A 17,740-nucleotide genomic window follows, 5' to 3' on the forward strand; every position below is an offset into this window, starting at 1 on the left:
GGTGAGTCGCTGGTAGACCGCACTGCAGCGACTCGTGGTGAGTCGCTGATCGAAGGCCCGTCCGTCCTCGTCGTGAGGAGGGGCGGGCCTTCGTCGTCAGTTCCCCGCGCCGCTGCTCCGCGCCTCGGAGTCCAGTGCCGCCCGCAGGCGTCGGCTCGTCCCGAGGCCCGAGAGCCGAGCGACGTCGCTGAGGTCAGAGGAGGAGGGCGAGGGACGCCGGGCCAGCATCGCACGGGCCTCCGCCGTGCGGGCCGCCCGGATGGCACGCGCGGGAGTCCTGCCTGTCCTCGCGAAAGCGGCGTACAGAGCACTGCGAGAGAGCGAGAGCTCGGCCGCCAGAGCGTCGACGTCGAACGAGGACTCGCTCGCCCGATCCCGGATCACCGACATGGCCCGACGGACCACCCGAGCCGAGTCGGCCGGAGCCGACGACCCGAGCTGAGGCCCCGTCTCGATGAGCAGGGCGTCGACCACGTTCTCGACCGCGGCCCGGAGCGGCTGCCAGTGGTCGTCTCCCGGCTTCACCGTCGACGAGAGAGTGCTCATGGTCGTCGCGAGCAGGACGCGCGACGACGCCAGATCGGTGCCCAGGACGACCGGGCGTTCGGGTACGTCGTTCCAGTAGCGGTCGAGGTAGTCGTTACCCAGGAGCACCTCGACCGTCCCGTGCGGCTGCTCGCTCTCGACCGAGAGTGCGGAGGACGTGCGGTGCACGAGTCCCTGGCCCTCGCTCAATATCGCGTGGAACCCGTCGCTCCGCACCGACAGCGTGCCCTCGACGACGAGGACCACGGCCACGCCCCAGCGCTCGCTCCGGCGGTCGACCCGCCGCGCTGTGTGCCACACCCGCGCGATCGTGAAGTCCTCGTCGTCGAGGACGTTCCCGAACACGCGCAGGCCCGCCGTGCTGCCGCGTGTGCTCCAGCCGAACCCCGTCATCCATCGAGCCGCCGCCTGCGCGGCGAGGTTGATCCCGCGGGGGGCCGGACGGTGCTCGCGGAATGTCATCGGTCCTTCTTGGAGAGGGCGGCGGCGGACCGATCTCCAGTGTCCTTCCAGGATCGCCGGAGCACGAGCGGACCGTGACCGCCTCGGCGGCGATTTCGTCCACCGATCCGACCGAAACGTCCTCGGACCGGGGAGAACGATGTTCGAGGTCCGCTCAGGCTCATCAGGATGAGGGCATCGCCTCCCCGTCCCGCTTGGAGCTCGCATGACCGCACCCGCACACGTCGTCCGAGCGGGCGAGGGCTGGATCCTGCCGGCCGACGGCGACTCTGCGGCCCGGGTCGTGGTGCCGGGCCCGGTCTGGACCCGTGACGGTGTCGAGGTCCTGGCGATGGACATGCAGGACGAGGAGGCGCGGGACGGTTCGGCGCCGCAGGAATCCCTCCTGCCTCCGCCCCTGCATCCCGAGAGCGTCTCATGAACCCGCGCTCGAGCGGCGCGATCGACTTCCATAGCATCGGCTGGACGCCGCTCACCCCCGTCGTCGTCGGCACGACGCTCGACGTCGTCTCATCTGGCCCGTTCACCGTTAGCCGGTCGTGGACGCCCACCGCCGCTGAGTACGCGCTGGTCCCGCAGGGTGAGGCGATCCGGGTGCTCCTCACGGTCGAGGGGGAGGCCAGGATGCTGACGCACCGCGGCACGAGCCTCCTCGAGGCCGGCCAGGTGATGCTCCTGGGCTCGCGTGAGGCGGTGGAGGTGCGGACCGAGAGCCAGTGGGCCCGGTTCGAATGGCAGCTGCGTCCCACGATCCTGCGGTCCCCCGTCTTCGCGGAGTGCTTCGAGCGTCCGCTCCCGTTGCAGACCCTGGGGTCGCGGATGCTCATGTTCACGGCCAACGCGATGCTCAATCAGCCGGTGGAGGAGTCGGAGCGCGCCTTCGGCCACTACTCCCTCGCGGCCGAGCAGCTCGTTGCCGGGGGCCTCCCGATCGCCGGGGGTGCACTCGGCGACGGTGAGTCCACCGATCTCGAGCGCGCGCTGCGGCTCATCCGCCGCCACGCTCACGAGCAGGATTTCACCGTGACCGCCCTCGCGCGTCTCCTCCGCTGCTCCGAGAGCCACCTGCACCGGATCTTCGAGGCCTCCAGCGAGACCCCGCGGCGCGCCATCGAGCGGTACCGCATCGAGGAGGCGCAGCGGCTCCTCGCCTCGGGTTCGCCCGAGCGGCGGCGCGATCGCGGGTGGGTGGCGCAGGCAGCGGGCTTCAGCTCCGCAGCGCACCTGCAGCGGGTGCTGCGGCGGGAGGCGGCGTCCCACGCAACGCAGCAGGGGGTCGCCGCGGCCCGCTAGCCGCGACGACCCCGACCGCTCGCACACGCAGGGAGGGAGGCGCGGTTCGCCCGTGCCTCCCTCCCTGCGTGCCCGGGGAGCCGCCGACAGGCGCCGACGACTCCCCGTCCCTGATCAGGGGCAGTCGCGCAGTCGCAGGTTCACGAGGTTGTCGTCGCCGATCCCCGAGAACGCCACGGTGGCCGAGGCGACACCGGTCTGGACGATGCTGTTGCCGAACCAGAGGTTGCCGTCCTCGTCGAGGAAGTAGTTGTAGCCCAGCGGCTTCGACCGGCTCGGCACGTTCGGGTACGGAGTCGCCCAGGGGTTAGTGGCGTTGCCGCTGTGCCAGACGCCCGAAGGGTTGCGGGTGTTGATACGGGGGGTGTTGCCCGTTCCCATGAACGCCTTGATGCCGGGGTACTCGGTCGACGTCGGGGCCTGCGTGGCGACACGGGTGCCCTTGTAGTACAGGTTCGAGCCCGACTGGAAGAAGTCGTAGCCCAGGTTCGTGGCGTTGGCCGGCACGTTGGGGATCGCTGTGATCGAGCCCCAGGCGCCGTTGACGACGCGCCACCAGCCGTTGGTGCCGTTGACGTTGCCGTAGAAGGTCATCACAGCGCCATCACCGGAGATGTCGTAGGCGTTGGCCTTGTTCGGCGATCCGGCGACCGTGAAGGGGAAGGTGCCGTTGACCGTCGAGTAGACGAAGTCGGGGTTGGTGCCATTGGGGGCGGTGAAGTAGTTGTTGCCCAGAGCGTTGTAGTTGGAGGCGACGCCCAGCGCCGGGCGCTGCAGGTTGCTGCCCGCGACGTCCCACCAGCGGTTGTTGTCCAGCTTCACCGAGGCGTGGTTGGCCGGGCTGGTGGTCTGCCAGGCGCCCTGACCGATGCCGGACACGTTGTTCGCGTCGGCGACCGTGCCGTTGTTGTACCACAGCTGCCCGCCGGGGCCGACGAAGTAGTTGTAGCCCTGCGGCGTCGACGCGACCGGGACGGCGGGGAAGCGCGTGAACGTACGCGCCGCCCCGTTCTCGACGCCCCAGATGCCGCGAGCGGAGGAGTCGGTGACCACGTTCGTGGTGGCTCCGGCGGTGCCGTAGGCCGCCGAGAACGACTTGGTGCCGTCGGGGGAGGTGACGGTGATCGCCGGGAGTGTCGCGGTGCCGTCGGCGCCGGTGCGGACGACCTTGGTGGTCGTGCCGTCGGCGAACTTGAAGCCGCCGGGGAGCGTGATGGTCACGTTCGCGTTCGGAGTGGTGGCGGTGCCGTCGAAGGCGCGCACCCGTACTCCGGTGAGCCGCGCGCAGGGATCTGCCCTGTAGCTGCTCTGGAGGAACTCGACGCGCGGGTTCGTCGGGGTGGTGGAGGCGGCGGCGAGCGGTGCGCCGACGGCCGCACCGACGACGGGGACCGACCAGGCGGCGCCGGCGACGATGGTGCGGCGGTGGATTCCGCCGGGGGTGGTGCTCTCGCCGCTCGGGGCGGCGGAGTGGTTCTGTTCAGTCACGTGATGTCCTTCTCGGATGAGGTACGCCGTCGGATCTGTCCGACGTCCGACCACCAGAGTCGCGATCAGGGCGAGCCGACCGGCCGGAAGGAGAGGTTTCGGCCGCCGAGGAGAGATTCGGGTGTCCCCGTACGGGGTGGACGGTGCTGCGACCCGGTGTCCTGCCGAGAGAGGCTGCTCTCCTGGTTGCATCGTCCGCTGCCGTGTGGCGGGGGTCGCTCGTTGGCCTCCCGTGCGCGGTGGCCTCGGCCCGCAGTGCTTTGAGCATCTTCGCCGACGTCCCGAATCCCGTCAGGCGCGCCACTTCGTCCACGTCGGCGCGATCGGACGAGGGGCGGCGCTCCAAGATCTCGCGGGCGGCGGCGGCTCGTGCGGCCCGGATCGCCCGCAGCGGCGTCGTCCCGATGCGGGCGAACGCCGCATGCAGCGCGCTCGTCGAGATCGAGAGCTCGGCGGCCAGAGCGCGGACGTCGAAGTCGGGCTGACTCCGACGCCGCAGGATCAGCGCGCGGGCCCGCCGCAGTACTCCCGTCGACGCGGGCAACGAGAGCGCCGGGCCCACGTCGGTGAGCACAGCGCCGAGTGCGTTCTCGAGGGTGCCGCGGAGGTAGGGCCAGCCGTCCGACGTCTCCGTCGGTGCGGTGAGCACGGCCATAGCCGTCGCCAGGAGCGCTCGTACCGAGGGGAGATCGGCCGGCACGACGGTCAGTCCGTCGTTGGCCTCCACCCAGAATCGTTCGAAGTAGCCCGGAGCGACGCGCATCTCGACCACACCGCACGGTCCGTCGCTGTCGAGAGTGATGCTCGTGGCGGCGTACTGGATCAGCCCCTCGCCGGCCCTCGCCGTCGCCGTCGCGCAGTTGACCGAGGCGGTCACGGCTCCCTCGACGATGAGGGTGACCGTGACGGCGGCGTCGTGCGCGCGTTCGAGGCGTCGTGCGTTGTGCCAGAAACGGGCGATGCGGAACCCCGGCTCCTGGATCGCATCCCCGAACAGCCGCAGATCACCGGCCGGACCGAGCGGGCGCAGGTCGGAGGATCGAAGCCATTCGGCCGCCTCAGACCCCGTGAGCGCGAGTCCGTGCTCGCCGACCGGCTCCGGACTCTCGGGGATGCGCATCGGGCTCTCCGCTCGGAAGGAGTCCCGCCGCGCAGTCACGGTGAGGCGGTTCCCGCGATGAACCTTTACCCTCTCCGGCGCGGTGCCACGAGGTCAAAAACTCCTGGGACCCTCGTCAAAACTCCTGTCTGCGCCACTTCCGGTTCCTCATCGCGTGTCGGCTGAGAACGATGAACGTCGTTCGCTTATCCCTCTCGATAGACATCGGAGACACCTCATGACTCGACCCCCTGCTCCCGACAGCCACGACATTCCCCTGGGAGACGGCTGGAGCATTCCCGACGGCAACGGGCCGGCCCGCCGCACCCTCGTGCAGGGTGCCGCCTGGACCATTCCTGTCGTCGCCCTCGCTACTGCGACACCGGCCGCCGCCGCCTCTCTCGTGCCGACGCTCACCTTCACGCAGCCGAACTACAACAAGTCCTCGTGCGACACCCTGCGCGGCGTGAGCGTCCGGGCCACGACCGATGGAACCACTCCTGTTCCCGACGGAACGCCCGTCACGGTCACCCTTCCCGACGGCTTCCTCTTCGAAGGCGGAGGCACCACCCGCACCGTGACCACCGTCAACGGGGTCGCGGCGGTCCCCCCGATGACCTCGACCGCCATCGACGGCGCCGACAACACGCTCAGCGCCTCCGGTAACGGAGCGACGGCCACCAGCACGGTCACTGTGTCCAGCGACGAGCGGTCGGTGTGGGTCAACATGGACGCCGCCGGGAACAACGGCGAGTACCCCGCCGTCCCCGCCGGCTCCCGCCCCTACGGGTACAACTACTTCCGGGCTCCGAATGGGCAGCTCTACTACCAGAACGCCCCCGTCGCCGGATCGACGCCGGTCAACGGCGGCCTCGCCTGGCAGACGACGACCAACTCGAACCAGGGCAGCTTCAAGATCGGTAACACCTGGTATCTCTACAACGGCGCTTCCCGGACGGCTCTCACCGTTCCCGCGACCGTGACCGCAGCCGGCAACAACTACTTCGTCACCGGTGACAACCGGAACATCTACTACGGCAACACGCTCATTGCGGTCCCGGGGACCGTCACCAAGGCGGTCGGTTACGACATCCAGGGTGAGGGCAACGTCCTCACCCTGCAGGCGGGATCGGTCTGGCGCCGCTACATCAACGGCGTCGAGTCGACTCCCGCCTGGATGGCGAACATTCCCGCCACTTCCAGGAACCTCGGCTACGACTACTTCCAGAACGGGAGCACGCTGTACTTCCGCGGCACCGTCGTGACGAACGCCGCCCCTATCTCTGGCACGTACCCCGGCATCGCGACGTTCAGCGGCACCAGCAACCAGCCGCGAGTCAACATCCGCGACACCACCACGAACCAGTGGCGCAGCGTCGGCGGTGCGGGCTACGCAGGCGGGCGGGTCTTCCCTGCGGTGCCGGCTCGGGCGAGGGCGCTGGGCTACAACTACTTCCTGGCGTCGAACGGTGATCTCTACAGCGGCAACACGAGGATCGCGACGAACGTAGCGAGCGCCGCGAACGCGTTCGGAGGCGTCAACGACACCAACCGCATCAACGTACGCCTGCGCAGGTGCTGACGATCTGACGCGGCGCGCACCAGCGTCCACCGGGCCCGTCCCTCCTCCCATTCGGGGGGAGGGACGGGCCTCTCGCGTTCTCGGGTCCTTTCAGCTCCCGGTCGCTCTGATCGTCGCCCGCATCGTCTCCACCGTCCTGAAGCCGGATCGCCGAGCGATCCGCTCCATCTCCTCCCGCGAGGTCACCCGCCGACGCGAGAGCAGCTCCCTCGCCAGCGCGGCCCGGGTCGCGCGGAGTTCGCGCCGCGCGGTCGTCCCGTGCACGGTGAAGGCGTGCCCGACCCGGGTGGTCGAGGAGTTGAGGCGTGAGACGAGTTCGGTGACGGTGAAGGTGGGATCGTTCGCGTGCGCGTGGAGGGTCGCCATCGTTCGCCGGAACAGTTCCTCCTCGGCCGAGGAGGCGCGGGCGGCCTCCGCGAGGCCGGCCCGCTCCCCGAGCAGCGCGAGCAGCGTCTCTTCGACTGCCCGTTCGATGTGCGCCCAGCCAGCGTTCGCGCCGGTGAGCTCCGAGGCGAGCAGCGAGTTGACGAGTCCGGTGAGGATCCGCGAGACGTCGGAGGGGGCGAGCGGCGTGATGGTCCGCTCCTGGGGAGGGAGGGTCGTGCTCAGCCAGCGGGTCCGCTCCACGCGGACCTCGATCCACGCTGCCGCCGAGGTGCTCGCCAGCGCGACCGTGCTCGAGGGCGGCAGGAGGAGGGACTCGCCCGTCCTCAGCACGTCCGTCCGCTCGCCGGCGGTCACCGTGAAGGCGCCTTCGATGAGGGTCAGCGCCACCGCCGCCCGGTCCGCTGCGTCGAAGCGCGCGTCGAGGCCGCTCGTCCAGACGCGCGCGATGCCGATCTCGGGTGACTGGATCGAGTCGGCGAAGACCCGGATCCGCTCGGCCGGCTCGCGGACCGCGACCTGACGCTCGGCGAGCCAGGCGAGCGCCTCGGGGCCCGACAGAGCGACCCCGCGCTGCACGCGCCGAGTCGATCCTGCTGTGCCGGCGTCTCGCGCCGACCCGCCCCCGGGAGTCACGGGAGTCAGTCTGTTCGGCTCGGCCCGGCCAGCGCCGCGTCTCGGCGGAGCGGCGCCAGCTTCAGCTTGACCGACTCGGCCGGGGCGGGAGTCCAGCAGGGCGACGTCAACTCGGGCACGCGAGGCACCCCGTACTACTTCATCCAGTACCGCTAAGCGGCTGCACGCGAGTCCTTTCGGCTCTGCCTCAGCAGGCTCGGATGCAGAGGTCCACATAACGGCCGCCCCACATCCTTTCCCGGACGTGGGGCGGGCCGTTCGTCATGGACGAGTTCTGTGCTGCCGGTCCCTCCCTGTGGGAAGTGAGGCGCTGCTGCACCCGTGCCGACCGCGTTCCTGGCCGTCGTGGGACGTCCAGAGCGGGCTCCGCGGTCAGCGCTCCGCGTCCTCCAGGTCCTGCAGCCTGATCGCGCGGCGCATCTCCTTGCCCGTCGGGAAGCCGGCGAGCACGGCCAGCTCCTGCTGGTCGTGCCACGAGGGCAGCACTCGGCGCGCGAGCATCTCGCGGGCGGAGTCGACGCGGGCGGCGCGCAGGAACTGCGTCGGCGTCCTCCCCGTGCAGACGAAGGCCTCCTCGAGGTCGGCCAGCGGCACGTCCAGCTCGTCGGCGAGGGCCTGCGGGTCGAAGTCGGGCTCCTGCCGGCGCGCGGTGATGGTCCCGATCGCTGTGCGCACGAGCTCCGCCGTGTCGGCGGTGGTTCCGGAGGCGATCGGCGGGCCGATCACGACCAGCAGCCCCGAGACGAGCGGCTCGAACACTCCGCGGAGGAGGGGCCACGTCGGAGCGTCGGGATCGAGTCGCGCCTCCAGCCCCGTCCGGATGGTCGGGCGCACGATGCGCGCGATCGTCGTCTCTGCCCGGACGATGACTGGCCGCTCGGGCAGCCCCTCCCAGAACCGGTAGAGGCGGTTCTCCTCGAAGCTCAGCTCGACTACTCCGTAGGGCTTCTCGCTCTCGATGTCGAAGCGCGCGGGGGTGGGATAGAGCAGGACGTCGCCCTCGTGCATCGTCTCGTCCATCCCCTCGCCGCGGATCCGCAGCTCGCCGGTGTCCACGCTCAGCACCGCGACGCCGACATCGGGTCGGGTCATCGCAGCGTGGCGGGAGTTGTGCTCCAGGCGGGCGAGGGCGAAGTCGACACCGCCGATCGCGTCACCGGCGACGCGCAGCCCGGCCACTGGCTTCCTCGGGCACCAGCCGATTGCCTGCATCCACTCCGCGGCCTCCTCTCCCGTGAGGTGCACGGCGGGCTCGACAGGCGCCGGCAGCCAGTTGTCGAAGGGGTTCACGGATGCTCCTGGCAGACTGTGTGGGCACCCTTTGTAGGGCCACGGCACAAGGATGGGTCCGTTGCCCCGCGAGGGAAAGGGGTTGTGGACGTTTCCGTCGCGGGAGGGAGCAGATCGACGTCTCAGCGTCGCGCAGCGCGTGCCTCCAGCACCGTCCCGACGTTCCCCGCGATCCACTCGACCACCGGCAGCAGCCGCTCCGCGAGCTCCTCGCCGAGCGGCGTCAGGCAGTACTCGACGTGCGGAGGCACGACCGGTCGCGCATCGCGGCGCACGAAACCGTCCTCCTCGAGAATACGGAGCGTCTGCGCGAGCATCTTCTCGCTGATCCCGCCGATCCTGCGCCGAAGCTCGCTCCAGCGCAGCGTGCCGGAGGCGAGGGCTGCCAGCACCAGCACGCTCCACTTGCTCGTGACGTGCCCGAAGATCTCGCGGCTCGGGCAGTCGGCGGTGTACACGTCGCCGGTAAGAAGGGGGGTCTCTGCGATGCTCACGGTGCTCCTCTGATCGGGGTCTCCTGGTACTAACCAAATAGTGGGTACTGCATTCCGGGAAGTATCGGGACGGAACCGCCGTTGCACCCCTTCGGCGGCGGGAACCGCACGCCACACCCCTGTAGGAAGGACCCCTCATGACTCTCGTCGTCACCGGAGCCACTGGCCACCTCGGCCGCCTCGCCGTCGAGCACCTGCTCGCCCGCGGCACCGCCGCCTCCGACATCGTCGCCACCGGCCGCGACGCCGCCAAGCTGGAGGCGCTCGCCGCCGACCTCGGCGTCCGCACCGCCGTCGCCGATTTCGAGGATGCCGCCTCGCTCGACGCCGCCTTCGCCGGTGCCGAGGCCGTCCTCCTCGTCTCGGGGTCGGAGGTGGGCAAGCGCGTCGCGCAACACACCGCCGCCATCGAGGCCGCGGCCCGCGCCGGCGCCCGCCTGGTCTACACGAGTGCCACGGAGGCCACCACCAGCGCGCTGATCCTCGCCCCCGAGCACAAGGCGACCGAGGAGGCCATCGCCGCCGCGGGAATCCCGGCCGTGATCCTCCGCAACGGCTGGTACAACGAGAACTACGAGCAGACCGTCGCGGAGCTCGCCTCCACCGGCACCACGCTCTCGAGCGCCGGCGACGGCCGAGTCTCGAGCGCCGCGCGGAGCGACTACGCGGAGGCCGCCGCGGTCGCCCTGGCCGACGCCTCCCTCGTCGGCACCGTGCACGAGCTCGCGGGCGATGTCGCCTGGAGCTTCGACGAGCTGGCCGCCCTGGTCGGCGAGGTCGCGGGCCGCGACGCCGCGATCACGCACGTCTCCTCCGAGGAGCACGCCCGAATCCTCACCGAGGCGGGCGTCCCCGAGGGCGGGGTCGGCTTCCTCGTCGGGCTCGACGCGAACATCGCCGACGGCCTCCTGGGCGGGGCCGACGGCTCGCTCGCCCGCCTGATCGGGCACCCCACCACGCCGATCCGCGCGTACGTCGAGGAGCAGCTCGCCCGCTGACCGCGGCTCGCCCGCTCACCTCGGGCCCGGCCGCCGACATCGGGCGCGCCGGGCGGACTCGGGCGTGCCGAATCGCGGTCGGCTCGCAGGAATCCCCCCTCTCCTGCGAGCCGACCGTGGTCCCGCGAGCCCGGCACGCCCGACCCTCACTCCCCGGTGTCGGCGGCCCGACGTAGGCTGTCCGCCATGACCTCGACGACGCCTCGCTCCGGTATCGACCTCTCCGAACTCGACCCCGCGACGCGGCCGCAGGACGACCTCTACCGCCACGTCAACGGGCTCTGGATCGACCGCACCGAGATCCCGTCCGACAAGGCGCGCTACGGCTCCTTCCACCAGCTCCAGGAGGAGGCCGAGAAGGCGGTGCGCGACATCGTCGTCGAGGCGCAGACCGCGCACTACGGCACCGAGGAGCGCCTGTTCGGCGACCTGTACGCCTCCTTCATGGACGAGGCCCGCGCCGACGAGCTCGGCGCCGCCCCCATTGCCGACGACCTCGCCGTCGTGCAGCGGGTCGACTCGATCCCCGGCCTGCTCCGCGCCATCGGCGAGTTCGAGCGCACCGGCGTCCCCGGGCTCTTCGGCCTCTTCGTCGACAACGACCCGGGTGCCCCCGAGCGCTACCTCGTCTTCGTCAACCAGGGCGGCCTCGGGCTGCCGGACGAGAGCTACTACCGCGAGGACGAGTTCGCCTCCGTCCGCGATGCCTACACGCCCTTCGTCGCGCGGATGCTCGGCCTCGCGGGAATCGACGCCGCCGAGGCCCGCGCCGAGCGGATCGTCGCGCTCGAGACCGAGCTCGCCTCCGTGCACTGGGACAAGGTGCGCAGCCGCGACAGCCGATCCACCTACAACCTCCACACCTGGGCCGAGGTCGTCGAGCTCACCGCGGGCGTCGATCTCGACGTCTGGTCCACCGCGATGGGTGCTCCGGAGGGTGCGCTCGCCGAGGTCGTCGTGCGCCAGCCGAGCTTCCTCCAGGGTCTCGCCGGCCTCCTCACGGAGGAGCGCCTGCCGGCCTGGCGCGACTGGCTGTCCTGGCAGGTGGTCCGCGCCGCCGCTGCCTACCTGTCGAGCGACTTCGTCGACGCCAGCTTCGACTTCTACGGCCGAACCCTCACGGGCACTCCGCAGAAGCGAGAGCGCTGGAAGCGCGGCGTCTCGCTCGTCGAGGGATCGTTGGGCGAGGCGGTCGGCCGGATCTACGTCGCCCGACACTTCCCCGCGAGCGCGAAGACCGCGATGGACGTCCTCGTCGAGAACCTGATCGAGGCCTACCGCCGCTCCATCGCCGACCTCGACTGGATGGGTGCCGCGACCCGTGAGCGCGCGCTCGAGAAGCTCGCCACCTTCACTCCCAAGATCGGCTACCCCGTCCGCTGGCGCGACTACTCCGCGCTGTCGATCGATCCGGCCGACCTGCTCGGCAACGCCCGCCGCGTCGCCGCGTTCGAGTTCGACCGCGAACTCGGCAAGATCGGCCGCCCCCTCGATCGCGACGAGTGGTTCATGACTCCGCAGACCATCAACGCCTACTACAACCCCGGCTTCAACGAGATCGTCTTCCCGGCCGCGATCCTGCAGTTCCCCTTCTTCGACGAGGGCCGCGACTCCGCCGCCAACTACGGGGCGATCGGCGCGGTCATCGGCCACGAGATCGGCCACGGCTTCGACGACCAGGGCTCGCGCTTCGACGGCGACGGCCGCCTGACCGACTGGTGGACCGAGGAGGACCGCGCCGCGTTCGAGGAGCGCACCCGGGCCCTGATCGCGCAGTACGACTCGCTCGCACCGGCCACCACGCCCGGGCACCACGTCAACGGCGCACTGACCATCGGCGAGAACATCGGCGACCTCGGCGGGCTCAGCATCGCCTGGAAGGCCTACCTGCTCTCGCTCGACGGCCAGGAGCCACCGGTGATCGACGGGCTGACGGGGGCCGAGCGCTTCTTCCTCTCGTGGGCCCAGGCCTGGCAGCAGAAGTCGCGCGACGAAGAGACGATCCGTCTCCTCGCCATCGACCCGCACGCTCCGGCCGAGTTCCGGTGCAACCAGATCGTCCGCAACATCGATGAGTTCTACGCTACTTTTGACGTCTCCGAAGGCGACGCCCTCTGGCTCTCCCCGAGCGAACGCGTCTCCATCTGGTAGTCGCCGTCGACCACCTCACCGCACAGCGGACGAGGAGTCCGGGGCATCGAGAGCCGACCGATGCCGCCGGGGTCGTCCGTGCATCGCGCGTCCCGCCGGCGCGTCGAGGGCTCCGGTCCACCCTCCGCACCAACCGCTCTTCCGACCCGTAGAGGTGCCGTACCCGTGGTGACACCCACCAGCGAGACCCGCCGTGAGAACCGCCGCAACCGCCGGGGCCGGCACAAGGGCTCCGGCGATCGCGACAACTTCCAGCGCGGTTTCGATGCGCTGGGCCGTCTCGCGATCGACGGAGTCGTGGTCTCGGCGCGCGCCGTCGACCTCGCCACCGGGCGCACGCTGTTCGCCGTCGACGACTCCGTCTCGATGCCCACCGCCTCCCTCGGCACGGTCGTGCTGCTGATCGAGGTCGCCGCCCGTCTGGCGAACGAGCCGCAGGAGAACCTGCGCCTCGTCGACCGCACCGCCGCGGACGCGGTCGCGGGCTCGGGCGTCTGGCAGCACCTCCAGGTGCCGTCGATGCCGATCGCCGACCTCGCCGCACTCGTCGGAGCGACGAGCGACAACCTCGCGACCAACGTCCTCCTCCGCCGGGTCGGCCTCGACGCCGTGCGCGAGCGGGCCGAGGCCCTCGGGCTCTCCCGCACCGCTCTGCTCGACGTGGTCCGCGACGAGCGCGGCCCCGACGACGCCCCGCAGCTCTCGATCGGCTCGGCTCGCGAACTGACCTGGCTGCTCGCCACCCTCGCCAACGGCGAGATCGTCGACGCGGCCGTGAGCTCGCGCGTGATCGGCTGGCTCTCGCTCGGCACCGACCTGTCGCTGGTCGCCTCCGCGTTCGGCCTCGACCCGCTCGCCCACCGCCACCCCGACCACGGCGTCCTCCTCGTCAACGCGACGGGCACCGATGTCGGCGTGCGCGCAGAGGCCGGCGTCCTCCGCGGCCCCCGCGCCGGCGTCGCGTACGCCGTCGCCACCCAGTTCGACGACACGACTCTGCACTACCGCCTGGCGGTCCTCGATGGCCTGCGCACCCTCGGCGCCGACCTGCTCGAGTACGTGCACTGACCTCGCGCGTGCGCCCCACTCGCGCCACTCGCGGTCATCCAGCGACGCGCGAGTCGGCTGAAGCCGGTACCCGCCCACGGGCCCGTTTCGCGCCCGCTCGTGCGAGGCGCCGGAGGGGCGGGCGGCGAGGAGTCGATGCGCCGTCAAGGCCCTGACCGCTGCGGTCGCGCGATCTAGGCTGCCGACAGCGATGACGCCTCTCCGGTGCACCGCGGAGAGGGAACCATGAGCAGCTTCGGCTTCGACGCCCCCGAAGACGTCGCCGACACCACCCGACCCGACGTCGACTCTCTACCGGTTCCTCCCGAGGATCCCGCCGAGATCGACGACGACGAGGCTCTCGACGAGGCCGTGGACGAGGGCGCCGAGGCTCGGCTCGCCGACACGCACGACCAGCGATCCGAAACGCCGCTCGCCGACGCCGTCCACTTCGACGACGTCCGCGGAGATGCTCCCCTCGGCGACGAGGACCCGCCCGAGCACCCCGTCGTCCCGTCGCCCAGCTGATCGCTACGCTCTCCCACGGCCGACCGCCGCGCGAGAATGCGACCGGCGTTCCGCGCCAGAGCGCGCCGCCGTCCCCGATTCGGGCACAGTGGAGGAATGACAGATCCTCAGCACCCTGCGCCGCCCGTCCAGCCTGGTCAGTCGTCCACCCCGTCCACCCCGTCCACCCCGCCCACCCCGCCCGCGCAGACTGCCATGCCGCCTGCGTTCCTCGACGGCCCCGACGCGCCGGAGCCCGCGAGGAGCAGACTCGCCCTCGCCACCCTGATCGTCGGGATCGCGGCTGTCCCGCTCGCCTTCGTGCCGTTCTTCGGGGCCGTCGTCGGCATCACTGCGATAGCGCTCGGCATCGTGGCCCTGGTCAAGAAGAGGCGGCCGCGCGGCTTCGCGCTCACCGGCCTCGTGCTCGGAGCGATGGGCCTCGTGCTCGCGATCGTCCTCACCGTGTTCGCCGTCGTCGGCCTCGTGAGTGCCGTCCAGCAGCGGCAGCTCGACCAGTCGCTCTCGGGCTCGGGCTCGTCGTCGGCATCCGACCGGCCGCTGATGTCCGGTTTCGACGACGGCGTCTCCTTCGACGACGGAGTGGCCATCGGAGTGTCGTCGCCGTCGGACTTCCAGGTGACCGAGAACGCCATCGGGGCCGACCAGGCGCACAACGTGGTGTTCACCTTCGTCATCAAGAACGACTCCGACACGCCTGTCGACCCGTATCTGAACGTCTCGGTCTCCTCCGGAGGAGTCGAGGGCAGCCGCATCGCCGACTACAGCGCGGACAGGCCGCTTGTCGAGCCGTCCACGGCGGTTCTTCCCGGCGGGCAGATCAGCTGGCAGCAGGCGTTCTCCGTGGCCGATCCCGATTCCGTCGTCGTGCAGGTCGATGCCGGCTATGACCGCCCGAAGGTCATCTTCACCTCCGTGAAGTGACGCCCGACCTGCCACGGTGCACGGGGGCCTCGGACGGGATGCGGGCTCGCGCTGCGTGCTCCCGGTGCGCGAGGCTGGACCCGTGCAGTTCAGAGTCTTCACCGAACCCCAGCAGGGCGCGAGCTACGACGATCTCCTCGCCGTCGCGCAGGCCACCGAAGCCCTCGGCTACGACGGCTTCTTCCGCTCCGACCACTACCTCAGGATGGGAGACGGCGACCCCGGCGCCGGCCCGTCCGACGCCTGGACGTCGCTCGCGGGTCTCGCCCGAGAGACCCGCAGGATCGCGCTCGGAACCCTCGTCTCCTCCGTCACCTACCGCCCGCCGGGCATCCTCGCCGTCCAGGTCGCGCAGGTCGATGCGATGTCCGGCGGACGCGTCGAGCTCGGGCTCGGCACCGGCTGGTTCGAGGAGGAGCATGCGGCCTACGGCATCCCCTTCCCGCCGCGGCGGTTCGATCTGCTCGAGGAACAGCTCGAGATCGTCACGGGCCTGTGGTCGACGCCGGTCGGCGAGCGCTACTCGTTCGCGGGCGAGCACTACACGCTGACCGATTCGCCGGCGCTGCCGAAGCCGGCGCGCCTCCCCCTGCCCGTGATCGTGGGCGGAGGCGGGCCCCAGCGGACGCCCGCGCTCGCGGCGCGTTTCGCGAGCGAGTTCAACCTCCCGTTCCCCGAGTTCGATGCGATCCCGGCCGCTTTCGAGCGGGTCGATGAAGCGTGCCGGGCGATCGGGCGCGAGCCCTCGTCGATCGTGCACTCGGTTGCGCTGATCGCGGTCGGCGGAGGCGATGAGGCCGAGTTCACGCGCCGGGCGGCGGCGATCGGCCGCGAGCCGGGCGAGCTGCGCGAGCACGGTGTCGCGGGCGGCGCGCAGGAGGCGGTCGACCGCCTCGAGTCGCTGCGCGCGGCGGGCGTCGAGCGGGTCTACCTCCAGTTCATGGATCTGCACGACCTCGACCACCTCGACTTCTTCGCTCGCGAGGTGCTGCCGCGGCTCTCGTCCTGACCGGTCCTGGTCGGGAGGCTCCGCGGCGCGCTCGGTAGCCCGCACCGGGGCGGAGTGCCGAGGTCGCGCGATTTAGGCTGAGGGGATGGCGGACACGATCGAGCGCGTGGACGAGCGGCAGATGACCCGTTCGGCCGCCGAGGTGCCGTGGATCGTGCTGGTGTGGGACGACCCGGTGAACCTGATGTCGTACGTCTCGTACGTCTTCCGCAGCTACTTCGGCTTCAGCCGCGCCGAGGCCGAGCGCCTGATGCTCCAGGTGCACACCGAGGGGCGCGCCGTCGTGGCGACCGGCAACCGCGAGGAGATGGAGCGGCACGTGGAGGCGATGCACGGCTACGGTCTGTGGGCGACGCTGCAGAAGGCCGACGCGTGAGCGGGGCGAGCTGATGCGCGCGTTCCGCCGCGACTCCTCCGGGGCCGCCGTCGCCCGATTCGACCGCGAGGAGGCGGGGATCCTCCGCCACCTCGCGGGCGAGATGCTCGAGCTTCTCGATCTCAGCGTGTCCTCGGAGGAGGCCCGCTCGGATCCCGCGCTGGCTCGCCTGCTGCCCGACGCCTACCGCGACGACGCCGAAGCCGCCGAGGAGTTCCGTCGCTTCACGGCCCCCGATCTCGCCGGCCGCAAGATGGACGACGCGCGTGCAGTCGTCGCGGGGCTCGACGCCGGAGACGGCTCCAGTCACGGCCGCGTGTTCGCTGGCCTCGGCGAAGTGTCGGTCCGGCTGGAGGAGCCGCAGGCGATCGCCTGGCTCCGCGCCCTGACGGACATGCGGCTGGCGCTCGCCGCACGCCTGGGAATCGCCGATGCCGACGTCGTCGAGCCGGAGGACGGCAGCGCCGCCGCGATCCGCAGTGTCTACGACTGGCTGGGTGGAGTGCAGGACGGCCTCGTCCGCGCGGTGGACGTGTGATCCGCGCGTCATTCCACAGCTGTGGACAACCCTGTGGAGAGTTGTGGAGAACCGGCCCGCGAACGCGGTCGAACGGCTCCGCGCCGGGAGTCGGGGTGTGGAAACGCGGAGCGTCCCCCTGGGAGAACCTCGAGCAGTCGGCGGTGGCTCCGCGAGGGGTCGACGGTCCACCGGCGGGGCGCCGCCAGCGGACCCGTCGATCCGCGCCGCCGACCCCGGCGGATCCCCGTCGATCGGCGGATCGTGTTCATAGCTGTCACCCCCCTTTCGCGCAACGGGTCCCGCCGTCCCGCAGTCGGTGACACGCTGTCGCCTGTGAGTGCTGGCGGCGATGACGCGAACGGCAGACCGGAGCGCCCTGCGCTGACCCGGGACGCTGCTACTCTCCTGACCCGCGCCGCCGCGGGCGACGCCTCCGCTCTCGGCGAGCTCTTCGACAGTTTCAGCGGTCTCGTGTCGGCGTGCATCGCCACGGTGCAGGCCGATCCCACTGCTCGCGACCGGCTCTGCTCCGATGTCTTCACCGCGGTCTGGCGCCGCGCACGCGAGGGGGCCCGCGCGTCGGAGCCTGTGCTCTGGCTGGTCGAGGTGCTCTGCGAGACGCTCGGCGCACAGCGCGAGCTCGTGCGTCGTCCGCTGGGCACAGGGGTCCTCGCCCTGCAATGCCCGGATCGGGAACTGCTGCTCCTGGCGGCGGCCGGTCGGTTCTCGCAGCCCGAGATCGCGGCGCTCACGGGAGTCGGCGAGTCGCGCCTCCACTCGCTGCTGCGCGACGCTCTGGAGGCGCTGGGGCGACGGGACCGCGGAGTCGTCACGGCGTGACCACCCGGGAACAGTCCATCCCGGAGTAAAGTTGAGTCAGTCGAACTCAACTTTCGATCCACGGAGGAGACCA

Annotated in this window: 18 protein-coding genes; 12 read left to right on the top strand and 6 right to left on the bottom strand. The window is 71.0% G+C overall.

All coding sequences use genetic code 11. The features are described from left to right. Positions 1–96 precede the first annotated feature (96 nt). Positions 97–1,008, bottom strand: coding sequence for a hypothetical protein (locus tag GSU10_RS00465; RefSeq protein ID WP_132504644.1), 912 nt, complete (start codon positions 1,006–1,008; stop codon positions 97–99). A 205-nt stretch (positions 1,009–1,213) separates the two neighbouring features. Between GSU10_RS00465 and GSU10_RS00470 the strand changes: the two genes are divergently transcribed. After that, positions 1,214–1,429, top strand: coding sequence for a hypothetical protein (locus GSU10_RS00470; RefSeq protein WP_068210416.1), 216 nt, complete (start codon positions 1,214–1,216; stop codon positions 1,427–1,429). Continuing rightward, positions 1,426–2,301 carry an AraC family transcriptional regulator gene (locus GSU10_RS00475; RefSeq protein ID WP_068210417.1) on the top strand — a complete coding sequence of 292 codons (876 nt, stop codon included), beginning with the start codon at positions 1,426–1,428 and terminating at the stop codon, positions 2,299–2,301. Before GSU10_RS00470 ends, GSU10_RS00475 begins: the two co-directional genes overlap by 4 nt. Positions 2,302–2,415: 114 nt before the next feature. Here GSU10_RS00475 and GSU10_RS00480 read toward each other — a convergent pair whose 3' ends face one another. Next, complete coding sequence (locus GSU10_RS00480) at positions 2,416–3,789, bottom strand: hypothetical protein (RefSeq protein ID WP_132504646.1); 1,374 nt, start codon at positions 3,787–3,789, stop codon at positions 2,416–2,418. Beyond that, on the bottom strand, positions 3,782–4,909 hold the full coding sequence (locus tag GSU10_RS00485; protein ID WP_068210423.1) for a helix-turn-helix domain-containing protein: 1,128 nt from the start codon (positions 4,907–4,909) through the stop codon (positions 3,782–3,784). Before GSU10_RS00485 ends, GSU10_RS00480 begins: the two co-directional genes overlap by 8 nt. A 217-nt stretch (positions 4,910–5,126) precedes the next feature. Between GSU10_RS00485 and GSU10_RS00490 the strand changes: the two genes are divergently transcribed. Then, the gene (locus GSU10_RS00490) at positions 5,127–6,470 is read left to right on the top strand and encodes a hypothetical protein (protein ID WP_068210426.1); all 1,344 of its coding nucleotides are present in this window, start codon (positions 5,127–5,129) and stop codon (positions 6,468–6,470) included. A 90-nt stretch (positions 6,471–6,560) separates the two neighbouring features. Here the strand turns inward: GSU10_RS00490 and GSU10_RS00495 are convergent, their stop codons facing one another. From GSU10_RS00495 to GSU10_RS00505, 3 genes are all read right to left on the bottom strand, one after another. After that, positions 6,561–7,433: a hypothetical protein gene (locus tag GSU10_RS00495; RefSeq protein ID WP_068210432.1), complete on the bottom strand. Its 873-nt coding sequence runs from the start codon at positions 7,431–7,433 to the stop codon at positions 6,561–6,563. 429 nt (positions 7,434–7,862) lie between these two features. Further along, a complete protein-coding gene (locus GSU10_RS00500; RefSeq protein ID WP_068210434.1) occupies positions 7,863–8,780 on the bottom strand; it encodes a helix-turn-helix domain-containing protein in 918 nt (305 codons plus the stop codon). 122 nt (positions 8,781–8,902) lie between these two features. Continuing rightward, the gene (locus GSU10_RS00505; protein ID WP_068210437.1) at positions 8,903–9,274 is read right to left on the bottom strand and encodes a winged helix-turn-helix transcriptional regulator; all 372 of its coding nucleotides are present in this window, start codon (positions 9,272–9,274) and stop codon (positions 8,903–8,905) included. 137 nt (positions 9,275–9,411) lie between these two features. Between GSU10_RS00505 and GSU10_RS00510 the strand changes: the two genes are divergently transcribed. The 9 genes from GSU10_RS00510 to GSU10_RS00550 all read left to right on the top strand — a co-directional run bounded on the left by GSU10_RS00510 (position 9,412) and on the right by GSU10_RS00550 (position 17,667). Beyond that, on the top strand, positions 9,412–10,272 hold the full coding sequence (locus tag GSU10_RS00510; protein ID WP_068210440.1) for an NmrA family NAD(P)-binding protein: 861 nt from the start codon (positions 9,412–9,414) through the stop codon (positions 10,270–10,272). 186 nt (positions 10,273–10,458) lie between these two features. After that, the gene (locus tag GSU10_RS00515) at positions 10,459–12,423 is read left to right on the top strand and encodes a M13 family metallopeptidase (RefSeq protein ID WP_068210441.1); all 1,965 of its coding nucleotides are present in this window, start codon (positions 10,459–10,461) and stop codon (positions 12,421–12,423) included. Between the two features lie 165 nt (positions 12,424–12,588). Beyond that, positions 12,589–13,491 carry a serine hydrolase gene (locus GSU10_RS00520; protein WP_068210442.1) on the top strand — a complete coding sequence of 301 codons (903 nt, stop codon included), beginning with the start codon at positions 12,589–12,591 and terminating at the stop codon, positions 13,489–13,491. Between the two features lie 225 nt (positions 13,492–13,716). After that, entirely contained in the window at positions 13,717–13,998 is a 282-nt protein-coding gene (locus tag GSU10_RS00525) for a hypothetical protein (protein ID WP_132504648.1), read from the top strand. A gap of 195 nt (positions 13,999–14,193) precedes the next feature. Continuing rightward, positions 14,194–14,922 carry a DUF4190 domain-containing protein gene (locus GSU10_RS00530; protein ID WP_068211465.1) on the top strand — a complete coding sequence of 243 codons (729 nt, stop codon included), beginning with the start codon at positions 14,194–14,196 and terminating at the stop codon, positions 14,920–14,922. 82 nt (positions 14,923–15,004) lie between these two features. Then, the gene (locus GSU10_RS00535; protein ID WP_132504650.1) at positions 15,005–15,931 is read left to right on the top strand and encodes an LLM class F420-dependent oxidoreductase; all 927 of its coding nucleotides are present in this window, start codon (positions 15,005–15,007) and stop codon (positions 15,929–15,931) included. Between the two features lie 85 nt (positions 15,932–16,016). Further along, positions 16,017–16,307 carry an ATP-dependent Clp protease adapter ClpS gene (gene clpS, locus GSU10_RS00540; RefSeq protein WP_068211468.1) on the top strand — a complete coding sequence of 97 codons (291 nt, stop codon included), beginning with the start codon at positions 16,017–16,019 and terminating at the stop codon, positions 16,305–16,307. Positions 16,308–16,320: 13 nt separating this feature from the next. After that, positions 16,321–16,845 (top strand): DUF2017 domain-containing protein, encoded by a 525-nt coding sequence (locus tag GSU10_RS00545; RefSeq protein ID WP_068211471.1) that lies wholly within the window; start codon positions 16,321–16,323, stop codon positions 16,843–16,845. A 315-nt stretch (positions 16,846–17,160) separates the two neighbouring features. Next, complete coding sequence (locus GSU10_RS00550; protein ID WP_132504652.1) at positions 17,161–17,667, top strand: RNA polymerase sigma factor; 507 nt, start codon at positions 17,161–17,163, stop codon at positions 17,665–17,667. Positions 17,668–17,740 lie beyond the last annotated feature (73 nt).

This window comes from Rathayibacter tanaceti (assembly GCF_009834165.1).
Classification (GTDB): domain Bacteria; phylum Actinomycetota; class Actinomycetes; order Actinomycetales; family Microbacteriaceae; genus Rathayibacter; species Rathayibacter tanaceti.

Excerpts from the sequence above, each read along its gene's own strand:
- GSU10_RS00465 (WP_132504644.1), bottom strand. The coding sequence starts at position 1,008 with ATGACATTCCGCGAGCACCGTCCGGCCCCCCGCGGGATCAACCTCGCC.
- GSU10_RS00470 (WP_068210416.1), top strand. The coding sequence starts at position 1,214 with ATGACCGCACCCGCACACGTCGTCCGAGCGGGCGAGGGCTGGATCCTG.
- GSU10_RS00475 (WP_068210417.1), top strand. The coding sequence starts at position 1,426 with ATGAACCCGCGCTCGAGCGGCGCGATCGACTTCCATAGCATCGGCTGG.
- GSU10_RS00485 (WP_068210423.1), bottom strand. The coding sequence starts at position 4,909 with ATGCGCATCCCCGAGAGTCCGGAGCCGGTCGGCGAGCACGGACTCGCG.
- GSU10_RS00490 (WP_068210426.1), top strand. The coding sequence starts at position 5,127 with ATGACTCGACCCCCTGCTCCCGACAGCCACGACATTCCCCTGGGAGAC.
- GSU10_RS00510 (WP_068210440.1), top strand. The coding sequence starts at position 9,412 with ATGACTCTCGTCGTCACCGGAGCCACTGGCCACCTCGGCCGCCTCGCC.
- GSU10_RS00515 (WP_068210441.1), top strand. The coding sequence starts at position 10,459 with ATGACCTCGACGACGCCTCGCTCCGGTATCGACCTCTCCGAACTCGAC.
- GSU10_RS00525 (WP_132504648.1), top strand. The coding sequence starts at position 13,717 with ATGAGCAGCTTCGGCTTCGACGCCCCCGAAGACGTCGCCGACACCACC.
- GSU10_RS00530 (WP_068211465.1), top strand. The coding sequence starts at position 14,194 with ATGCCGCCTGCGTTCCTCGACGGCCCCGACGCGCCGGAGCCCGCGAGG.
- clpS (WP_068211468.1), top strand. The coding sequence starts at position 16,017 with ATGGCGGACACGATCGAGCGCGTGGACGAGCGGCAGATGACCCGTTCG.
- GSU10_RS00545 (WP_068211471.1), top strand. The coding sequence starts at position 16,321 with ATGCGCGCGTTCCGCCGCGACTCCTCCGGGGCCGCCGTCGCCCGATTC.